Here is a 15,921-nt window from a genome sequence, read left to right as displayed (position 1 = left end):
GGGCTGGGAACACAGCGGTCACCGCGCACTGGGCGAGGACAGCGTCGGCCATCACGGTCGGAGCGGCCATCACGGCCGGAGCACGGGCCGGGAGGTGATTGGCGAGGTGTGCCCTTTCGTGGACGGGTCGGGTACGGTCGGCCCCCTCCGGGCACAGCTTTGGCGCCCGCCCCGTCGGGGTGGCCACCGAGGCACCCGCCAGGAGAGACCCCACAGGTACGCTGGCTGATGAGCCATGCATGGATCAAGCGGTAGCGGGGTGCGCACGTACGCAGGGCGCACACACGCAGCGTCGCAACGGGGGCAGACATGGGCGAACCGGACAGTCGGGCGGCCAACGCCGGAGCGTTGTCACCCGAGGCCGTCGACGTCTATGGCCGGGTCACCCGTCATGAGCACGTCGACCCGGAGCGGGACGCCCGGGCGCTCGCGGAGCTCGCCGAGTGGGGCCTGGTCACCACCGACCCGCGGCTGCCGCACCTGCCCATCGCGCTCGACCCGCAGGAGGCCGGCCGGCGCCGTCTGGACGACGAGCTGCGGCGGATGGCGGCCAAGGCCGCGCTCGCGGCCCGCATCCCCCAGGTCACCGATGAGCTGAGCCTGCACTTCGAACGCGCCAAGTGGCGCTCGGGCCGCGGCTCGGAGTTCCTCGGCGAGCCCGAGCTCGTCGACGCCCGTATCGAGCAGGCCGTCGGACAGGCCCGCGCCGAGGTCCTCACCGCGCAGCCCTGCGGCCCGCGCAGCCAGGCTCAGCTGACGGCCGTCGAGGAGCGGGACCGCGCGGCGCTCGCCCGCGGGGTCCACATCCGCAGCCTGTATCTCGACACCGGCCGCGACGACGCGGTGACCCGCGCCTATGTGAGCGCGATGACGGGCCGGGGAGCCCAGTTCCGTACCCAGGTCACCCAGTTCCAGCGCTGCGTGGTCATCGATCGGCGCCAGGCGTTCATCTCCGATCACGTCGTCAACTCCGCGCCCGGCCACGCCTCCTGGCACGTACGGGACCGGGCCGTGGTGGCGTTCATCGCCGAGGTCTTCGAGGAGTGCTGGCGCCGCGCCGACCCCTGGAACGGCGACCCCCACAGCGGCGCGCCACGCTCGGCCGGAGGCAGCGGGACGCGCACGACGCTGCTCCAGCGCGAGATCCTGCGCGACATGGCACGCGGCATCGAGCAGCGGCTCACCGCGCAGCGCCTCGGTATCGGCCTGCGCAGCCTGTCCAAGGAGGTGCACACCTTGCGGCAGTTGTTCGGAGCGTCCACGCTTCAGGAACTCACCTATCAGTGGGCCCTGTCGGACGAGCGCCTCATCGACGACCGCCCGCCGCACCACGGCCAGGCCACCGCCTGACGCACCACGCCACCCCACCGCACCCGGCTCCACCACGCGACGCGCACCACCAGATCGCCGCACCCCGCACACCCGGCACCCCCGGCTCCGACACCTGACGCACCATCAGTTCAGCAGTGCCCCCGCCACCGCCCGACGCGAGCAGCCCCGCCCGGCACCCCTCGCACCCGGCGCATCCGGCCAGTTGGTCACAGGTATCCCGCCCGCCGGGCCGGATCTTTTCCCACCCCGCTTTTCAGCGGATAAATCTTCAGCGGAAAACCACCGCCGCTTCCTGCATGCTGGTTGAGGACGATCAATGGGACGCCCCGTCATGGGACGGCACCGGATCGCCCTTACGTCCGCTGTCACGAGGACGTTGTCCGCGTACGCCAGAACCGGCAGTGCAGGGCATGGGCAGACGATGCCCTGCCGGGCGTCCCGCGGACACCGGGCGGCTTCTGCCACCGCCGCCCGGACAAAACCGGACCCCTCCCCGGTACGTCCTCGTGATACGGGCAGTGCCCGGCAGGCCTTCGGCTCGCCGAAGGCACAGCCGCGCGCCCCTTCCGGCGCTTTCCCGGCATGCGGGCCGGGAAGAGGCGGCGGCCGGGGGCGAAAGCCCCCGGCCCGGCCGCACTCCCCCGGTTGAAACCGGCCAGAACCCCAGGCAGCAGACCCAGTCGGCACCCCCAGCAGGGCCAGAACCCCGACCGCCCCGGCAGAGCCGGAGCACAGGCTCTCAGCCCTTGACGCACACCACCTGCTTCAGCTTCGCCACGACCTCCACCAGGTCGCGCTGCTGGTCCATGACCTTCTCGATCGGCTTGTAGGCGCCCGGGATCTCGTCGACCACACCCGAGTCCTTGCGGCACTCCACGCCCCGCGTCTGCTCGGCCAGGTCCCGCGTCGAGAACGTCCGCTTCGCCGCGCTGCGGCTCATCTTGCGGCCCGCGCCGTGCGAGGCGGAGTTGAAGGACGCCGCGTTGCCGAGCCCCTTCACGATGTACGAACCCGTGCCCATCGAGCCCGGGATGATCCCGAGGTCGCCGGAGCCCGCCCGGATCGCGCCCTTGCGGGTGACCAGCAGGTCCATGCCGTCGTACCGCTCCTCCGCCACATAGTTGTGGTGACAGGAAATGACCGGTTCGAAGGTCACCTTGGCCTTCTTGAACTCCTTGCGGACGACGTCCTGGAAGAGCGCCATCATGATCGCCCGGTTGTACTTCGCGTACTCCTGCGCCCAGAACAGGTCGTTGCGGTAGGCCGCCATCTGCGGGGTGTCCGCGATGAAGACGGCCAGGTCGCGGTCGACCAGGCCCTGGTTGTGCGGCAGCTTCTGCGCCTCGCCTATGTGGAAGTCGGCGAGTTCCTTGCCGATGTTCCGCGACCCGGAGTGCAGCATCAGCCAGACCGAACCCGACTCGTCCAGACAGAACTCGACGAAGTGGTTGCCGGATCCGAGCGTTCCCATCTGCTTCACGGCCCGCTCCTCGCGGAACTTGACCGCCTCGGCGATCCCCCCGAACCGCTCCCAGAACCCGTCCCACCCCGACGTCGGGAAGCCGTGCAGCCGCCCCGGGTCCACCGGGTCGCCGTGCATGCCGCGCCCGACCGGGATGGCCTGCTCGATCTTCGAACGGAGCCGGGAGAGGTCGCCCGGCAGATCGTTCGCGGTCAGCGAGGTCTTGACCGCGGACATGCCACAGCCGATGTCGACGCCCACCGCCGCCGGGCACACCGCGCCCCGCATGGCGATGACCGAGCCGACCGTGGCGCCCTTGCCGTAGTGCACGTCCGGCATCACGGCGAGGCCCTTGATCCACGGCAGCGTGGCGACATTGCGCAGCTGCTGGAGCGCACCGCCGTCGACCGACGCCGGGTCGGTCCACATCCTGATGGGCACCCGTGCCCCGGGCATCTCCACGTACGACATAATTCCTCGATCCCCCGAAAGCATAAAACGGCACCACAGCGTGCCAAAGCCTGAAAGTGCACGTACGGCAAAAACTGGAGCCAAGGTCCACAACCAGGACAGTGGACCGGCGTTCACAGGTGCGCGTGCGATACACATTGTGTCCGGCCACCGCCCTCGGGCGGCAACCGTTTTTTCTTACGTCGTCCTGCTGAAAGGAGCCTGGAAACCGTGCAGCGAAAGGCGTACGTGCCCGGTCTCGCGCTCCTGGTGGCGCTCGCGTCCGGCTGCTCGGCGGCCTCGGGCGGCGACGGCCCCACCGACGATTCCAAGGCGGGCGTGCCCAAGTCGGCCGCCGCACAGCCCGGCAAGTACCGCACCCTTCCCGAGCCCTGCCGGGCCGTGAGCAAGAGTGTGCTGAAAGACATGCTGCCGGGCGCGGCCGCCCTCGCGGAGGCCGACGCCACCAAGGAGTACGCGGGCACCGCCGACCTGACCTACGACACCGACCGCCGGGTCGGCTGCCGCTGGAAGGACGAGACGGCCGAGGGTGTGCGAAGGCTCACGGTCGACTTCGAGCGGGTCGTCTCCTACGACCCCGCGGTGAGCGACGACGACCAGACCAAGCAGCTGTACGGGAAGAAGGAGACGGCGGCGAACCTGCCCGCCCCCAAGAGCTCCGCGCCCGCCCCGAGCTCCTCCGCGACCCCGACGCCGTCCGGCCCGCCCGCCTCCGGTACCCCCGGCATCCCGTCCCTCGCGGTGAGCCCGCCCAGCGGTTCCCCGGCCTCCCCGAGCCCCTCGGGGAGCGGCGACGGGGACGGCCTCCAGCCGCGCCGGCTGAGCGGGCTCGGTGACGCCGCGTTCCTGAACGACGTATCGTCCCCGTCCGGCACCGACAGCGGTTCGGGGGCCGGACAACGTACCGTCACTGTGGTCTTCCGTACGTCCAATGTGATCGTGACCATCGAGTACACCGCCCAGGCCGCGGCATCCGCCGTGGTCCCCGACAGCAAGGAGCTGCAGGAGCAGGCCCAGGCTCTGGCCGGCAAGCTCGTCGAGCAGTTCAGCGAATAGCGCGCCAGCGCGAAGAACGAAGAGCGAAGGAATCATGCACCGATCAGCCCCGGCCACCCCCGAAAAGGCGCACGCCCCGGCCCCGCGCATCCGGCTCGCCCGTGTCCTCGCCTGTGCCGCCGTCCCTGTGATGCTCGTCGCAGTGGGCTGCTCCTCCGACTCGGGCGGCGACAAGAAGACGGACTCGCCGTCCTCGTCGGCGTCCGGCGGCAAGCAGGCCTCCTCGTCGCCCTCGCTCGCCCCGGCGAAGTTCAAGAAGCTCCCCGAGGCGTGCCAGTCGATCGGTGCGGGGTCGATCGACAAGTACGTCCCCAAGGCGAAGACGAAGGCGGGCGAGGTCGGCAAGACCTCCGACCCGCAGTCCCAGGCGAGCTGCACCTGGAACGGCCTCGACGACAAGGGCGTCCAGGGCTCGCTCTACCGCTGGCTCGACGTCGACTTCAAGCGCTACGACTCCGCGCAGGGCCTCGGCACCGGCGACGCGCTGGCCCAGAAGCAGTTCGAGCGGGCCGTGAAGTCCGCCCAGTCGACCGCCGACGCGAAGAACGTGAAGACCTCGCCGGTCTCCGGCCTGGGCGACCAGGCGACCGCGATCACCTTCGACCTGAAGAAGACCGACGCGGACTTCAAGTACGGCGTCGTGGTGGTCCGCACCGCCAACGTCGTACTCGCCGTCGACTACAACGGCACCGGCTACCAGGGCGCCGACGCCCCCCAGACCAACGAGGTCCAGGAGGGCGCCACCGTCACCGCCAAGGAGGCGGCCGCCGCGGTGGCCACCGCGAACAACAAGTAGCCCCTTCACAACCGTACGGAGTCCGGCCCTCCCCTGTGGGCCGGACTCCGTACGCATGTGCCAGGCTGTGCCCGCCAGTTGCTTGACAAGGGGAGGGGGCGCGGGTGGCCGCGACTCAGCTGACACGCACGCACCGCATTTTGATCGGGGTGGTGGTCGCGGGTGCCGTGGTGATCGCCGGCATCGGTTTCGCGGGTTCGTACGCGGCGGTCCGCGAGCTCGCGCTCAACAAGGGCTTCGGGAACTTCTCCTACGTCTTCCCGATCGGCGTCGACGCGGGCATCTGCGTGCTGCTCGCCCTCGACCTGCTCCTCACCTGGATGCGCATACCCTTCCCGCTGCTGCGCCAGACGGCCTGGCTGCTCACGGCCGCCACGATCGCCTTCAACGGCGCCGCCGCCTGGCCGGACCCGCTGGGCGTGGGCATGCACGCGGTCATCCCGGTCCTGTTCGTCGTCTCCGTCGAGGCCGCCCGGCACGCGGTCGGCCGGATCGCCGACATCACCGCCGACAAGCACATGGAAGGCGTCCGCCTCACCCGCTGGCTGCTCTCCCCCGGCCCCACCTTCCTGCTGTGGCGCCGCATGAAACTGTGGGAACTGCGCTCCTACGAGCAGGTCATCAAGCTCGAACAGGACCGCCTCGTCTACCGCGCCCGCCTCCAGTCCGTCTACGGCCGCGCCTGGCGCCGCAAGGCTCCCGTCGAATCCCTCATGCCGCTGCGCCTGGCGAAGTTCGGCGTGCCGCTCGCCGAGACCGCCCCGGCCGGACTCGCCGCCGCCGGCATGGAGCCGGTGCTCCTCCCGCCCGCGCCGGTGATCGCGCAGCACGAGCCACAGCCCGAGCTGCCCCCGGCCCACACCCACTCCGCCCCCGAGGAACCCCCGCGCAAGGCCCAGCCCCCGGCCCCCGAGCAGGAGCAGGCGTACGTCGAGCCGGAGCAGCCCACCACGCACGAGAGCCCCTGGTTCGCCGCCCAGCACGTCTCGCCCGAGGTGTACGAGGGCACCTACGACCCGGCCTTCGCGGAAGCGGAGGCTGAAGCGCAAGCCGGGCCCCAGCCGGGCCAAGTGCCCCAGCAGGAGCCGGTGATGGTGCCGTCCGGCCCCGGCCGCGAACGCCCCCTCGGCGTACCCGGCCAGCGCACGGCGGGCCCGCAGCCCGCGCCGGAGGCGGAGGAATCCTCCCTGGAGGACGCGGAGTTCGCCGAGGTGGCGTACGGCGAGTTCCGCCGGTACGCGCACCAGCACAGCGATTACCCGAGCGTCGAGGTCCTCGAAATACACCTCTCCGACGGCCACGGGGTGACCCACCCCCGCGGCACCGCCCTGCTGCGCGGCCTGATCCCCGGTTTCAAGCAGCGCTACGACGCCGAGCTCGCCGAGGACCACATCGCCTGACGGTGCGTCAAGCTGCGTTCTGCCGGGCCTTCTTGGCTGCCTCGCCCCATACGGCCAGGGCGGCACCGACGACAGCCAGGGCGAGGTAGCCGACGGCCGGGATGTCGGCGAGCTTGTGCAGGAAACCCCAGGGTCCGTTGCCGAACTGCGCGCCGGCGAATCCGAGTGCGCCCTGGATGCCGATGACCCAGCCGATGGCCCCGGCAACCTGCTTGGTGATGTACGCGTTCATGACCCCATGGTCACCCGGCGTCGGGCCCGATGGCTCCTGCCCGGGATGGAATCCGCAGTACATCGAAAGATGGAACGAGGGCCGCCACCCGGGAACGGGTGGCGGCCCTCGGCCCTTGCGGTACGTACGTCAGGCGGCGAGCAGCTTGCGCACCCGGTCCGCGCCGACGGCGAGGAGCAGGGTGGGCAGGCGCGGCCCCGTCTCGCGGCTCACCAGGAGCTTGTAGAGCAGCGCGAAGAACGACCGCTGGGCGACCTTCAGCTCGGGCGTCGGCTTGGCGTCCGGCGCCAGGCCCGCCATCACCTTCGGCACGCCGTAGACGAGCGTGGTGAGCCCGTCGAGCGACCAGTGCGAGTCCAGGCCCTCGACCAGGAGGCGCAGCGATTCGCGGGCCTCGTCGTCGAGGGAGCCGAGCAGCTCGGTGTCCGGCTCCTCGCGGACCAGGGTGCGCTGGTCGGCCGGGACCTGGGTGGTGATCCAGTTCTCGGCGCGGTCCAGGCGCGGGCGAACCTCGTCGAGCGAGGTGACCGGGTTCGCCGGGTCCAGCTCGCTGAGGATGCGCAGGGTCTGGTCCTCGTGGCCCGCGGTGATGTCCACCACCGAGGCCAGCGTGCGGTACGGCAGCGGGCGCGCGGTGCGCGGCAGCTCACCGGCGGCCGTGCGGGCGGCCCGGGCGTGGGCCGCGGCGTCGGCGGGCAGCACCGAGCCGTCGGCGACCTTCGCCTCCAGCTTGTCCCACTCGTCGTAGAGCCGCTGGATCTCCTGGTCGAAGGCGATCTTGAACGACTGGTTCGGCCGACGGCGCGCGTACAGCCAGCGGAGGAGCTGCGGCTCCATGATCTGCAGCGCGTCGGCCGGGGTCGGGACGCCGCCCTTCGAGGAGGACATCTTGGCCATGCCGCTGATGCCGACGAAGGCGTACATGGGTCCGATCGGCTGGACGCCGTCGAAGATCTCGACGATCTGGCCGCCGACCTGGAACGACGAACCCGGCGAGGAGTGGTCGACGCCGGACGGCTCGAAGATCACGCCCTCGTACGCCCAGCGCATCGGCCAGTCGACCTTCCAGACCAGCTTGCCGCGGTTGAACTCGCTGAGCCGGACGGTCTCCGAGAACGCACATGCGGAGCAGGTGTAGGTCAGCTCCGTGGTGTCGTCGTCGTAGGCCGACACGACCGTGAGGTCCTTGCCGCAGCCGCCGCAGTACGGCTTGTACGGGAAGTAGCCCGTCGAGCCGGTGCCGTCGTCCTCGGCCGCCGCGCCGGAGCCCTCGGCGGCCTCCAGCTCGGCCTCGTCGACCGGCTTCTGCGACTTCTTGCCCGGGGCCTTCTTGGTCCGGTACTGCTCCAGGATCGCGTCGATGTCGCCGCGGTGCTTCATCGCGTGAAGCACCTGGTCGCGGTAGACGCCGGTCGTGTACTGCTCGGTCTGGCTGATGCCGTCGTACTCGACGCCCAGCTCGGCCAGCGCCTCGATCATGGCGGCCTTGAAGTGCTCGGCCCAGTTCGGGTACGCCGAGCCCACCGGGGCCGGGACCGAGGTCAGCGGCCGGCCGATGTGCTCGTTCCACGACTCGTCGACGCCCGCGACGCCCGCCGGCACCTTGCGGTAGCGGTCGTAGTCGTCCCAGGAGATGAGGTGGCGGACCTCGTACCCGCGGCGGCGGATCTCGTCCGCGACCAGGTGCGGGGTCATGACCTCGCGCAGGTTGCCCAGGTGGATCGGGCCGGAGGGGGAAAGGCCGGACGCGACGACAACCGGTTTGCCAGGCGCACGTCGCTCCGACTCGGCGATGACATCGTCCGCGAAACGGGAGACCCAGTCGGTCTCGGTGCTGCTCTGAGCCACGGTCGGCACGTCCTTCTTTCTCGTAATGCCCTCGTCTGCCTGGCAGAGGCCGGCACGCCCATTCTCCCAGACGGAACGAGCTCCTCCGGGGTTGCCCGTAACTCGGGAGAAAGGGGCGGGGGCCGCGTGGGAGAATCGGGGGGCAATCGTCCTCACTCCCGACAGGAACGGCACCTCATGGCCTCGGTCCATTCCCTCGCTTCCACTGTCCAGCAGCGCCTGGCGGACGCCCTCTCGGCTGCCCTGCCGGAGGCCGGCTCCACCGACCCGCTGCTGCGACGAAGCGACCGGGCCGACTTCCAGGCCAACGGCATCCTGGCGCTCGCGAAGAAGCTCAAGGGCAACCCGCGCGAACTCGCGACCAAGGTCGTCGACCAGGTCCAGGGCGACGCGATCAAGGACATCGAGGTCTCGGGACCCGGCTTCCTCAACATCACGCTCGCCGACCGGGCGATCATCGAGACGCTCGCGGCCCGCGCGGCCGACGACCGGCTCGGCGTGCCGCTGAAGGAGAACCCGGGCGTCACGGTCATCGACTACGCCCAGCCCAACGTGGCCAAGGAGATGCACGTCGGCCACCTGCGCTCGGCGGTCATCGGCGACGCGCTGCGCGGCATGCTCGACTTCACCGGCGAGAAGACGATCGGCCGCCACCACATCGGCGACTGGGGCACCCAGTTCGGCATGCTCATCCAGTACCTGATCGAGAACCCCGGCGAGCTGGCCCCGCCGGAGGACGTCGACGGCGCGGAGGCCATGTCGAACCTGAACCGGGTCTACAAGGCCTCGCGCACGGTCTTCGACTCCGACGAGGAGTTCAAGGAGCGCGCCCGCAAGCGGGTCGTCGCCCTGCAGTCCGGCGACAAGGAGACCCTGGAGCTGTGGCAGCAGTTCGTGGACGAGTCGAAGGTCTACTTCTACTCGGTCTTCGAGAAGCTGGACATGGAGATCCAGGACGACGAGATCGTCGGCGAGTCGGCGTACAACGACCTGATGCCGGAGACGGCGCGGCTCCTTGAGGAGTCCGGTGTCGCGGTGCGCTCCGAGGGCGCGCTCGTGGTCTTCTTCGACGAGATCCGGGGCAAGGACGACCAGCCGGTCCCGCTGATCGTGCAGAAGGCGGACGGCGGCTTCGGCTACGCGGCGTCCGACCTCTCGGCGATCCGCAACCGCGTCACCGACCTGAACGCGACCTCGCTGATCTACGTCGTGGACGTACGCCAGTCGCTGCACTTCAAGATGGTCTTCGAGGCGGCCCGCCGGGCGGGCTGGCTCGGCGACGAGGTCACCGCGCACAACATGGGCTACGGCACGGTGCTCGGCGCGGACGGCAAGCCGTTCAAGACCCGTGAGGGCGAGACGGTCAAGCTGGAGGACCTCCTGGACGAGGCCGCCGAGCGGGCCACCGCGGTCGTGCGCGAGAAGGCCGAGAAGGTCGGCCTGAGCGAGGAGGAGATCGTCGAGAACGGCCGGTACGTCGGCATCGGCGCGGTCAAGTACGCAGACCTCTCCACCTCGGCGAACCGGGACTACAAGTTCGACCTGGACCAGATGGTGTCGCTGAACGGCGACACGTCCGTGTACCTCCAGTACGCCTACGCCCGGATCAGGTCGATCCTGCGCAAGTCCGAGGGCGACACCGCCGCCGCGCACCCGGAGCTCGAACTCGCCCCGGCGGAGCGGGCGTTGGGCCTGCACCTGGACGCGTTCGGCGATCTGGTCTACGAGGCGTCGGCCGAGTACGCGCCGCACAAGCTGGCGGCGTACCTGTACCAGCTGGCGTCGCTGTTCACGACGTTCTACGACCAGTGCCCGGTGATCAAGCCGCGCCCGGCGCAGGACGTGGTCGAGAACCGGCTGTTCCTGTGCGACCTGACCGCCCGGACGCTGCACCAGGGCATGGCCCTGCTCGGCATCCGGACGCCCGAGCGCCTGTAACTCCTGCGCCGACTCCCGTGGGGGGGCCGCCTGGTTCAGACACAGGCTCTCAGCCGATCTCCAGGTGGTCCCACACGTTGGTGTCCAGGCGGTATTCGAACGCTGGGCGGCCCTTGATCGCGCTGGTGCGGAACGGCTTCCCGTTGTCGTCCACGCGGATCTTGCCCGAGCGCTCACCGCTGCTCCAGGAGACCTCCAGGTACCAGCTGACGTCGTGCGCCTCGGTGTGCATCTGCAGGTCGAAGACCTCGGGGTCGGTCGTGGACACCTTGAAGGGAAAATCCTTGGCCGGCACGACCGCGTCGCCCTGATGACCGGCGACCGGCTTGCTGACCGGCTGGGCCGCGTCCAGATTGACGTCGAAGGTCTGCGGAACCACGCCGCCGCCGCAGCCCGAACCCATCGAGTACGCCGTCCACTTGAGCGGCGCCTCGCGGCCGACCACCCGCACGTTGATGCCGGTGATCACCACCGAGTCCTGGCTCTTGCCGGTCGCGGTGAGCTCCAGTTTCAGGTCCCCGCCGTCGACCCCGCCCAACGCCCGCGCCCAGGCGCGCCGGTCCTGCTCGTTCGTCGGGGGCGGTGGCACCGCGCCGGGCTTCTGGTCGAGCAGGTAGAACTTGCCGCAGGGCGTATCCCAGTCGTACGAGCTGATGCCGACGCTCAGCGGAACACCGACCGCCGGACTGTGCTTCTGCTGCCCCTTCGGAGCCGGGGCACCCAAGGAGGCGGACGCGGAGGCTGAGCCGGACGGGCTCGGGCTCACGCCGGAGCTGGCACTCGGCGAGGGCCGGGCGCCGCTGTTCGTGACCGGAGGCGTACTCGTCCCGGCGTCGGCGACGGTGTCGTTCCCGCTCGGCCGGCCCGACATCGTGGCGACGGCCGACGCCGACACGGCGAGCGCGACGACGACAGCGCCGATGAGTGCGAGCCGCGTCTTCTTGCCCAGCGGGCGACCCGGACGACCCGGATGATCCGGTCGACCGGGTACGAGTCCGAAGTGGCGCGTACGTTTCGGGGCGGGCGGGGCGGTCGGGCCGACGGCGGGCAGCTCGGTGTCCTCGGAAAGGCCGCCCTCGGTGTCGCCGAACTGACCGGTCTCGGAGCCGGTCTCCGGCGCGGTGGCCGGGACCTGGGCGGACCCGGTCTCGGCGGCGGCCTCGGGAGCGGGCTCGGCGACAGGGTCGGGAGCGGGCGCGGGGGCGGGCACAGGAGCGGGCGCGGGGGTGGCTTCGGCGGCCACCGGCGCTGCCGGGCTCGCCCCCCGCGAGCGGCGCCGCGCCTCGTCCGCCAGGATCCATCGCCGGTGCAGTTCGACGGACTCCTCGGGGGTCGCCCCGCACAGCCGGGCGAGCCGCTCGACGGGTGCGTACTCGTTCGGGACCGCGTCGCCGTTGCAGTACCGGTGGAGCGTGGACGTACTCATGTGGAGCTTGCCCGCCAGCACTCCGTAACTGCGCCCCGAGCGGTCCTTCAACTCCCGCAGCAGTGCCGCGAACTGCTCGGACTCGGTTGTCGCCATGCCCCGGTACCCTCCCCATCCATCCCAGGAACGCATTCCAGGGACAGGTTGTTTCCCCAGGTCAAAGGGTGTTTCGGCGTTCCAGCTTCCCCCATTGTCCCTTGCTCGTTGCCGGACCGCCGGACCGGCCCGCAAGGTAGGTGCAGCAAGCAACCGAACCGCTCGTTCCGGGAGCAGTACATGCGATTCCGCATCCGGTTCAACCTCGCGGATTCGATGGCCGCGGTCGTCCTGGCCGCGTCCATCGCCACCCTCATCACGCTGATCCAGCACTACCGAGCCTGACGCCATCGCGGTGTCCAGGGCACGCACTTCACGTCCTTACCGACACACGGGGAGCACCACCACATGCGTACCAACTTCCGCATCGCCGCCGCCGCGACCACCACGCTCGTCGCCGCCCTCGCCCTGACGGCCTGCGGCAGCGGCTCGGACGACGCCAAGTCCGCCGACAGGCCGGGCGCTTCGGCCGCCTCCTCGTCGAGCCCGGCGGCCGACGCGGGCCAGTCCTCCACGACGGGCGGAACGGACGCGGGTGCCGGCAAGGGCACCGGAACGGGCGGCGGCTCCGGCTCCGGCTCCGGCTCCGGCTCCGGCTCCGGGAAGCACACCGGCACCCCCGCCAAGTCGACCGGCAAGGCAACGAAGAAGCCCTCGTCCGGGGGCGGCGGCACCGACAAGCCCTGCACCGGCGCCGACGTGAAGCTCACCGCGACGCCGGTGACCCGCCCGATCAACCACATCCTCCTGACGGTCACCAACACCGGCAAGACGATGTGCAACGCCTACGACGCCCCCGCCGTCTCCTTCTCCAACGCCCAGCAGTCCCCGATCGCGGTCGACAAGGACACCATCCCCCAGGCGGTGGTGTCGCTGGCTCCGGGCGCCTCGGCGTACGCGATGGTCCGCACCGTGGGCGAGAGCGACGGCAGCGAGTCGTACAACACCGGCCAGGTCGTCGTGCACTTCCGAGGCAAGGTCGGCATGGAGTCCACGGGCCCCTCGGCGTACGCGGCGCTCCCCAAGAGCGTGGCCGTCGTGGACAGCCAGGCCATGGCCACGTACTGGCAGTCGGACCTGTCGGCGATCGAGGCCTGGTAGCCGGTCGGCGGGCCGGAGTCCGCAGCGGCAACCCGTGTTGCCGATTCCGGGATACGGGAGTGGACTGGGTGCACGTGAGGGCGGAGCCGAAGGGATGGAGGCCGTGGACCGGCTTTCGGAACCCGCCCGGCGTCTGTTGAACCGGCAACGAAGAATTCACGCATGACTACGTACCGGAAGCGGATCTAGTCTGGTCACAGGACCCGCTCCGAGAGCCGGTCCTGGTAGCTCGCGGCCGGAGCGGGCTGGGCCGGATCTGGCAGGGCGGAGTCCCTTTAAGGAGGCCGTCATGTCTGCCACGGTCAACCGCGGCGAGATCGAAGCCGACATCAAGGAAACCCTCGGCCTGGTCCCGCACTTCTTCCAGAGCATCCCGACCGAGCTGCTCGGGCCGGAATGGGAGATCTTCAAGCGGATCGAGCTCGGCGAGACGCTGATCCCGAACAAGTACAAGGAACTGATCGGCGTCGGACTGCACTCCGAGACGAAGTGCCGCTACTGCAGCCTGTTCCACGCCGAGGCCGCGAAGCTGTTCGGGGCGACGGACGAGGAGATCCAGGAGGCCGTTCACTACGCGAAGGCGAGCCTGGGCTGGAGCGCGTACATCAACGGCATGCAGGAGGACTACGACCAGTTCGCCGCCGAGCTCAAGCAGGTCACGGACTACGTCAGCGCCAAGGCCGCGTGATGGAGCTCGAACGGATCCGGCCACAGGTGCTGCGCGGCACCTTCCACGCCTACGAGCTGGCGTCGCTGGTCACGGCGGCCCGATACGTCGTGGAGTCCGCGCCGTCCGAGGTGCCCCCCGAGGCACTGGACCAGTTGAGTCGCCTGCTCGCCGACTACGAGCAGCAGGTCCGCAGCCTCGGCCCTCCCTCGGAACAGCACCAGTGATCACGGCCCCCGGGTCCCGGCGGCCGTCAAAGGCGGCAGCCGGGACCTCGTGGGGCGCTGCTTCGAGATCCGCGAGAAACCTCAGCCCTTGAGAGCGCGCCCGAGCCGCCCGAGCCCCTCCCGGATCTCGTCCGGGGCGGAGGTCACGAAGCACAGCCGCAGCGCGGCGGCGTCCGGCACACCGGCGAAGAAGGGCGCACCGGGAACGTAGGCGACATCATGCTCAACCACCGTACGCAGCAAGGCAGTTGCATCACTTCCCTCCGGCAGCCGGGCCCACAGGAACATGCCGCCCTCGGGCCGGTTCCAGGTGGAGCCCTCGGGCAGCGCTTCGGGGAGGCCCATGAGCATGGCGTCGCGGCGCTCACCGTAGGCGGCCCGGACCCTGTCGACGTGTACGTCCAGGTCCCGGTCGGCGAGGTAGCGGGCGGCGGCGAGCTGGTTGACGGTCGGGGTGTGCAGGTCAGAGGCCTGCTTGGCGATCACGCAGGCGCGCAGCAGCTCACGGGGCGCCCGCACCCAGCCGAGACGAAGCCCGGGCGCCATGATCTTCGAGTAGCTGCTGAGCAGCACGGTCCGGTCGGCGGCGTCCTCGTACGACGAAATCCACGGCACGTGCTCGCCCTCGTAGCGCAGCTCGCCGTACGGGTCGTCCTCGACGATCCACAGCCCGCGCCGAACGGCCACGTCGGCGACGGCGCGACGGCGCTCGGCGGTCATGGTGCGGCCGGTGGGGTTCTGGAAGGTGGGCACGCAGTAGAAGAGCTTGGGCCGCTCACGGGCGACGAGTTCGTCGAGGGCGTCGGGATCGGGCCCGTCCTCGTCGCAGGGCACCGGGATGATGCGAGCACCCGCGAAGCCGAAGGCCTGCAACGCGGCGAGATAGCAAGGATCTTCAACAAGCACCACATCGCCGGGTTCGATCAGCGCGGCCGCGAGGAGGGTGAGGCCCTGCTGGGATCCGGTGGTTATGAGGAGGTCGTCGGCGTGGGTGGCGAGCCCGCGCCCGCTGAGCCGGGCGGCCGTCGCGGCCCGCAGCGCGGGGCTGCCCTCGGTGGTGGAGTACTGGAGCGCGGTCGCCGCCTGCTCCTCCATCACGGCCCGGAACGCGGCGGCCATGCCCTCCCCGTCGAACAGCTCGGGCGCGGGAAGCCCGCCAGCGAACGAGATCACCTCGGGCCGTGCGGTCAGCGCGAGGATCTCCCGGACGGGCGAGGACCCGACGGACGCGGCACGCGCGGCGAGCGCGGGCACGGCGGCGGCCGACGCTGCTCCTGCCGATGCGGGGGCCGGTGAGGGGGCGGGCATGGGGGGGGCTCCTGTCAGTTGCTCGGACGTCCAACTACCCCCGCACCCTACGCAGCCCCCGCCCACCCCTGACGCCCCATTCCATGATCCGAACCCCGGTCCGGCGATGGGCCCTCGCAGCAGAACTCGCACCACACAGCCTTCCCGGGGTCCCGCTCCCCCACGCCCCACTTGTCGGCGACGGCACCCACGAGCACCAGCCCGCGCCCACCGCAGTCCGGACTGTCCGCAACCCGGGGCACCCCGCCCCCGCTGTCGTGCACCTCGACCCGCAGCACGGCCCCCTCGCAGAGCCGGAGCCGCAACAGAAACCCCCGGCCCGGCGGCACCCCGTGCAGCAGGGCGTTGGTGGCGAGCTCGCTGACACAGAGCAGGATGTCGTCGATGCGATGGAAGAACCCCCAGTCGGCGACGGCCCCGGCGGCGAAGCTCCGCGCGGCGGGGACGGATTGGCGGCGACGGGGGTAGAAACGCTCGCGCATTTCGTTGCCGGTCGTGCTGGCGGTGATGTTGTCGGTCATGGGGGGAGGGTTTCGGAGCGGTGGCGGCGGGCCGCAGTGG

General features: G+C 70.6%; 14 protein-coding genes. 8 read left to right on the top strand and 6 right to left on the bottom strand.

The window, feature by feature from the left end:
• Positions 1–309: 309 nt before the first annotated feature.
• A complete protein-coding gene (locus ACWC2B_RS33535; protein WP_450723323.1) occupies positions 310–1,350 on the top strand; it encodes a hypothetical protein in 1,041 nt (346 codons plus the stop codon).
• 721 nt (positions 1,351–2,071) lie between these two features.
• Here the strand turns inward: ACWC2B_RS33535 and ACWC2B_RS33530 are convergent.
• Positions 2,072–3,265 carry an RtcB family protein gene (locus ACWC2B_RS33530; RefSeq protein WP_450723321.1) on the bottom strand — a complete coding sequence of 398 codons (1,194 nt, stop codon included), beginning with the start codon at positions 3,263–3,265 and terminating at the stop codon, positions 2,072–2,074.
• 210 nt (positions 3,266–3,475) lie between these two features.
• Between ACWC2B_RS33530 and ACWC2B_RS33525 the strand changes: the two genes are divergently transcribed.
• The 3 genes from ACWC2B_RS33525 (at position 3,476) to ACWC2B_RS33515 (ending at position 6,517) form a co-directional block, all read left to right on the top strand.
• Positions 3,476–4,321 carry a DUF3558 domain-containing protein gene (locus tag ACWC2B_RS33525; protein ID WP_450723319.1) on the top strand — a complete coding sequence of 282 codons (846 nt, stop codon included), beginning with the start codon at positions 3,476–3,478 and terminating at the stop codon, positions 4,319–4,321.
• A gap of 34 nt (positions 4,322–4,355) precedes the next feature.
• The gene (locus ACWC2B_RS33520; protein WP_450723317.1) at positions 4,356–5,117 is read left to right on the top strand and encodes a DUF3558 domain-containing protein; all 762 of its coding nucleotides are present in this window, start codon (positions 4,356–4,358) and stop codon (positions 5,115–5,117) included.
• 104 nt (positions 5,118–5,221) lie between these two features.
• On the top strand, positions 5,222–6,517 hold the full coding sequence (locus ACWC2B_RS33515; RefSeq protein ID WP_450723315.1) for a DUF2637 domain-containing protein: 1,296 nt from the start codon (positions 5,222–5,224) through the stop codon (positions 6,515–6,517).
• Positions 6,518–6,524: 7 nt separating this feature from the next.
• On the opposite strand, the gene ACWC2B_RS33510 is transcribed toward ACWC2B_RS33515, so the two are convergent.
• Positions 6,525–6,749 carry a hypothetical protein gene (locus ACWC2B_RS33510; RefSeq protein WP_450723313.1) on the bottom strand — a complete coding sequence of 75 codons (225 nt, stop codon included), beginning with the start codon at positions 6,747–6,749 and terminating at the stop codon, positions 6,525–6,527.
• A 129-nt stretch (positions 6,750–6,878) separates the two neighbouring features.
• Positions 6,879–8,606 (bottom strand): lysine--tRNA ligase, encoded by a 1,728-nt coding sequence (gene lysS / locus ACWC2B_RS33505; protein ID WP_450723311.1) that lies wholly within the window; start codon positions 8,604–8,606, stop codon positions 6,879–6,881.
• Between the two features lie 168 nt (positions 8,607–8,774).
• Between lysS and argS the strand changes: the two genes are divergently transcribed.
• A complete protein-coding gene (argS, locus tag ACWC2B_RS33500) occupies positions 8,775–10,535 on the top strand; it encodes an arginine--tRNA ligase (protein WP_450723309.1) in 1,761 nt (586 codons plus the stop codon).
• 49 nt (positions 10,536–10,584) lie between these two features.
• Here the strand turns inward: argS and ACWC2B_RS33495 are convergent, their stop codons facing one another.
• Positions 10,585–12,057, bottom strand: a complete 1,473-nt coding sequence (locus ACWC2B_RS33495; RefSeq protein ID WP_450723307.1) for a helix-turn-helix domain-containing protein — start codon at positions 12,055–12,057, stop codon at positions 10,585–10,587.
• A 348-nt stretch (positions 12,058–12,405) separates the two neighbouring features.
• Here ACWC2B_RS33495 and ACWC2B_RS33490 point away from each other — a divergent pair, with 348 nt between their 5' ends.
• The 3 genes from ACWC2B_RS33490 to ACWC2B_RS33480 all read left to right on the top strand — a co-directional run bounded on the left by ACWC2B_RS33490 (position 12,406) and on the right by ACWC2B_RS33480 (position 14,052).
• A complete protein-coding gene (locus ACWC2B_RS33490; RefSeq protein WP_450723305.1) occupies positions 12,406–13,158 on the top strand; it encodes a DUF4232 domain-containing protein in 753 nt (250 codons plus the stop codon).
• Between the two features lie 289 nt (positions 13,159–13,447).
• On the top strand, positions 13,448–13,846 hold the full coding sequence (locus tag ACWC2B_RS33485) for a carboxymuconolactone decarboxylase family protein (protein WP_450723303.1): 399 nt from the start codon (positions 13,448–13,450) through the stop codon (positions 13,844–13,846).
• The gene (locus ACWC2B_RS33480; RefSeq protein WP_450723301.1) at positions 13,846–14,052 is read left to right on the top strand and encodes a hypothetical protein; all 207 of its coding nucleotides are present in this window, start codon (positions 13,846–13,848) and stop codon (positions 14,050–14,052) included. The genes ACWC2B_RS33485 and ACWC2B_RS33480 overlap by 1 nt, the downstream gene beginning before the upstream one ends.
• Positions 14,053–14,133: 81 nt before the next feature.
• Here ACWC2B_RS33480 and ACWC2B_RS33475 read toward each other — a convergent pair whose 3' ends face one another.
• Both ACWC2B_RS33475 and ACWC2B_RS33470 read right to left on the bottom strand, forming a co-directional pair.
• The gene (locus ACWC2B_RS33475) at positions 14,134–15,360 is read right to left on the bottom strand and encodes an aminotransferase-like domain-containing protein (protein ID WP_450723299.1); all 1,227 of its coding nucleotides are present in this window, start codon (positions 15,358–15,360) and stop codon (positions 14,134–14,136) included.
• A 47-nt stretch (positions 15,361–15,407) separates the two neighbouring features.
• The gene (locus tag ACWC2B_RS33470) at positions 15,408–15,881 is read right to left on the bottom strand and encodes an ATP-binding protein (protein ID WP_450723297.1); all 474 of its coding nucleotides are present in this window, start codon (positions 15,879–15,881) and stop codon (positions 15,408–15,410) included.
• Positions 15,882–15,921: the final 40 nt, after the last annotated feature.

The organism is Streptomyces sp. NPDC001415, assembly GCF_053597395.1.
This window is presented reverse-complemented; position numbering and strand designations above follow the sequence as displayed.

Coding starts and splice junctions, on each gene's coding strand:
- ACWC2B_RS33535 (WP_450723323.1), top strand. CDS start 310: ATGGGCGAACCGGACAGTCGGGCGGCCAACGCCGGAGCGTTGTCACCC.
- ACWC2B_RS33530 (WP_450723321.1), bottom strand. CDS start 3,265: ATGTCGTACGTGGAGATGCCCGGGGCACGGGTGCCCATCAGGATGTGG.
- ACWC2B_RS33520 (WP_450723317.1), top strand. CDS start 4,356: ATGCACCGATCAGCCCCGGCCACCCCCGAAAAGGCGCACGCCCCGGCC.
- ACWC2B_RS33510 (WP_450723313.1), bottom strand. CDS start 6,749: ATGAACGCGTACATCACCAAGCAGGTTGCCGGGGCCATCGGCTGGGTC.
- argS (WP_450723309.1), top strand. CDS start 8,775: ATGGCCTCGGTCCATTCCCTCGCTTCCACTGTCCAGCAGCGCCTGGCG.
- ACWC2B_RS33495 (WP_450723307.1), bottom strand. CDS start 12,057: ATGGCGACAACCGAGTCCGAGCAGTTCGCGGCACTGCTGCGGGAGTTG.
- ACWC2B_RS33490 (WP_450723305.1), top strand. CDS start 12,406: ATGCGTACCAACTTCCGCATCGCCGCCGCCGCGACCACCACGCTCGTC.
- ACWC2B_RS33485 (WP_450723303.1), top strand. CDS start 13,448: ATGTCTGCCACGGTCAACCGCGGCGAGATCGAAGCCGACATCAAGGAA.
- ACWC2B_RS33480 (WP_450723301.1), top strand. CDS start 13,846: ATGGAGCTCGAACGGATCCGGCCACAGGTGCTGCGCGGCACCTTCCAC.
- ACWC2B_RS33475 (WP_450723299.1), bottom strand. CDS start 15,360: ATGCCCGCCCCCTCACCGGCCCCCGCATCGGCAGGAGCAGCGTCGGCC.
- ACWC2B_RS33470 (WP_450723297.1), bottom strand. CDS start 15,881: ATGACCGACAACATCACCGCCAGCACGACCGGCAACGAAATGCGCGAG.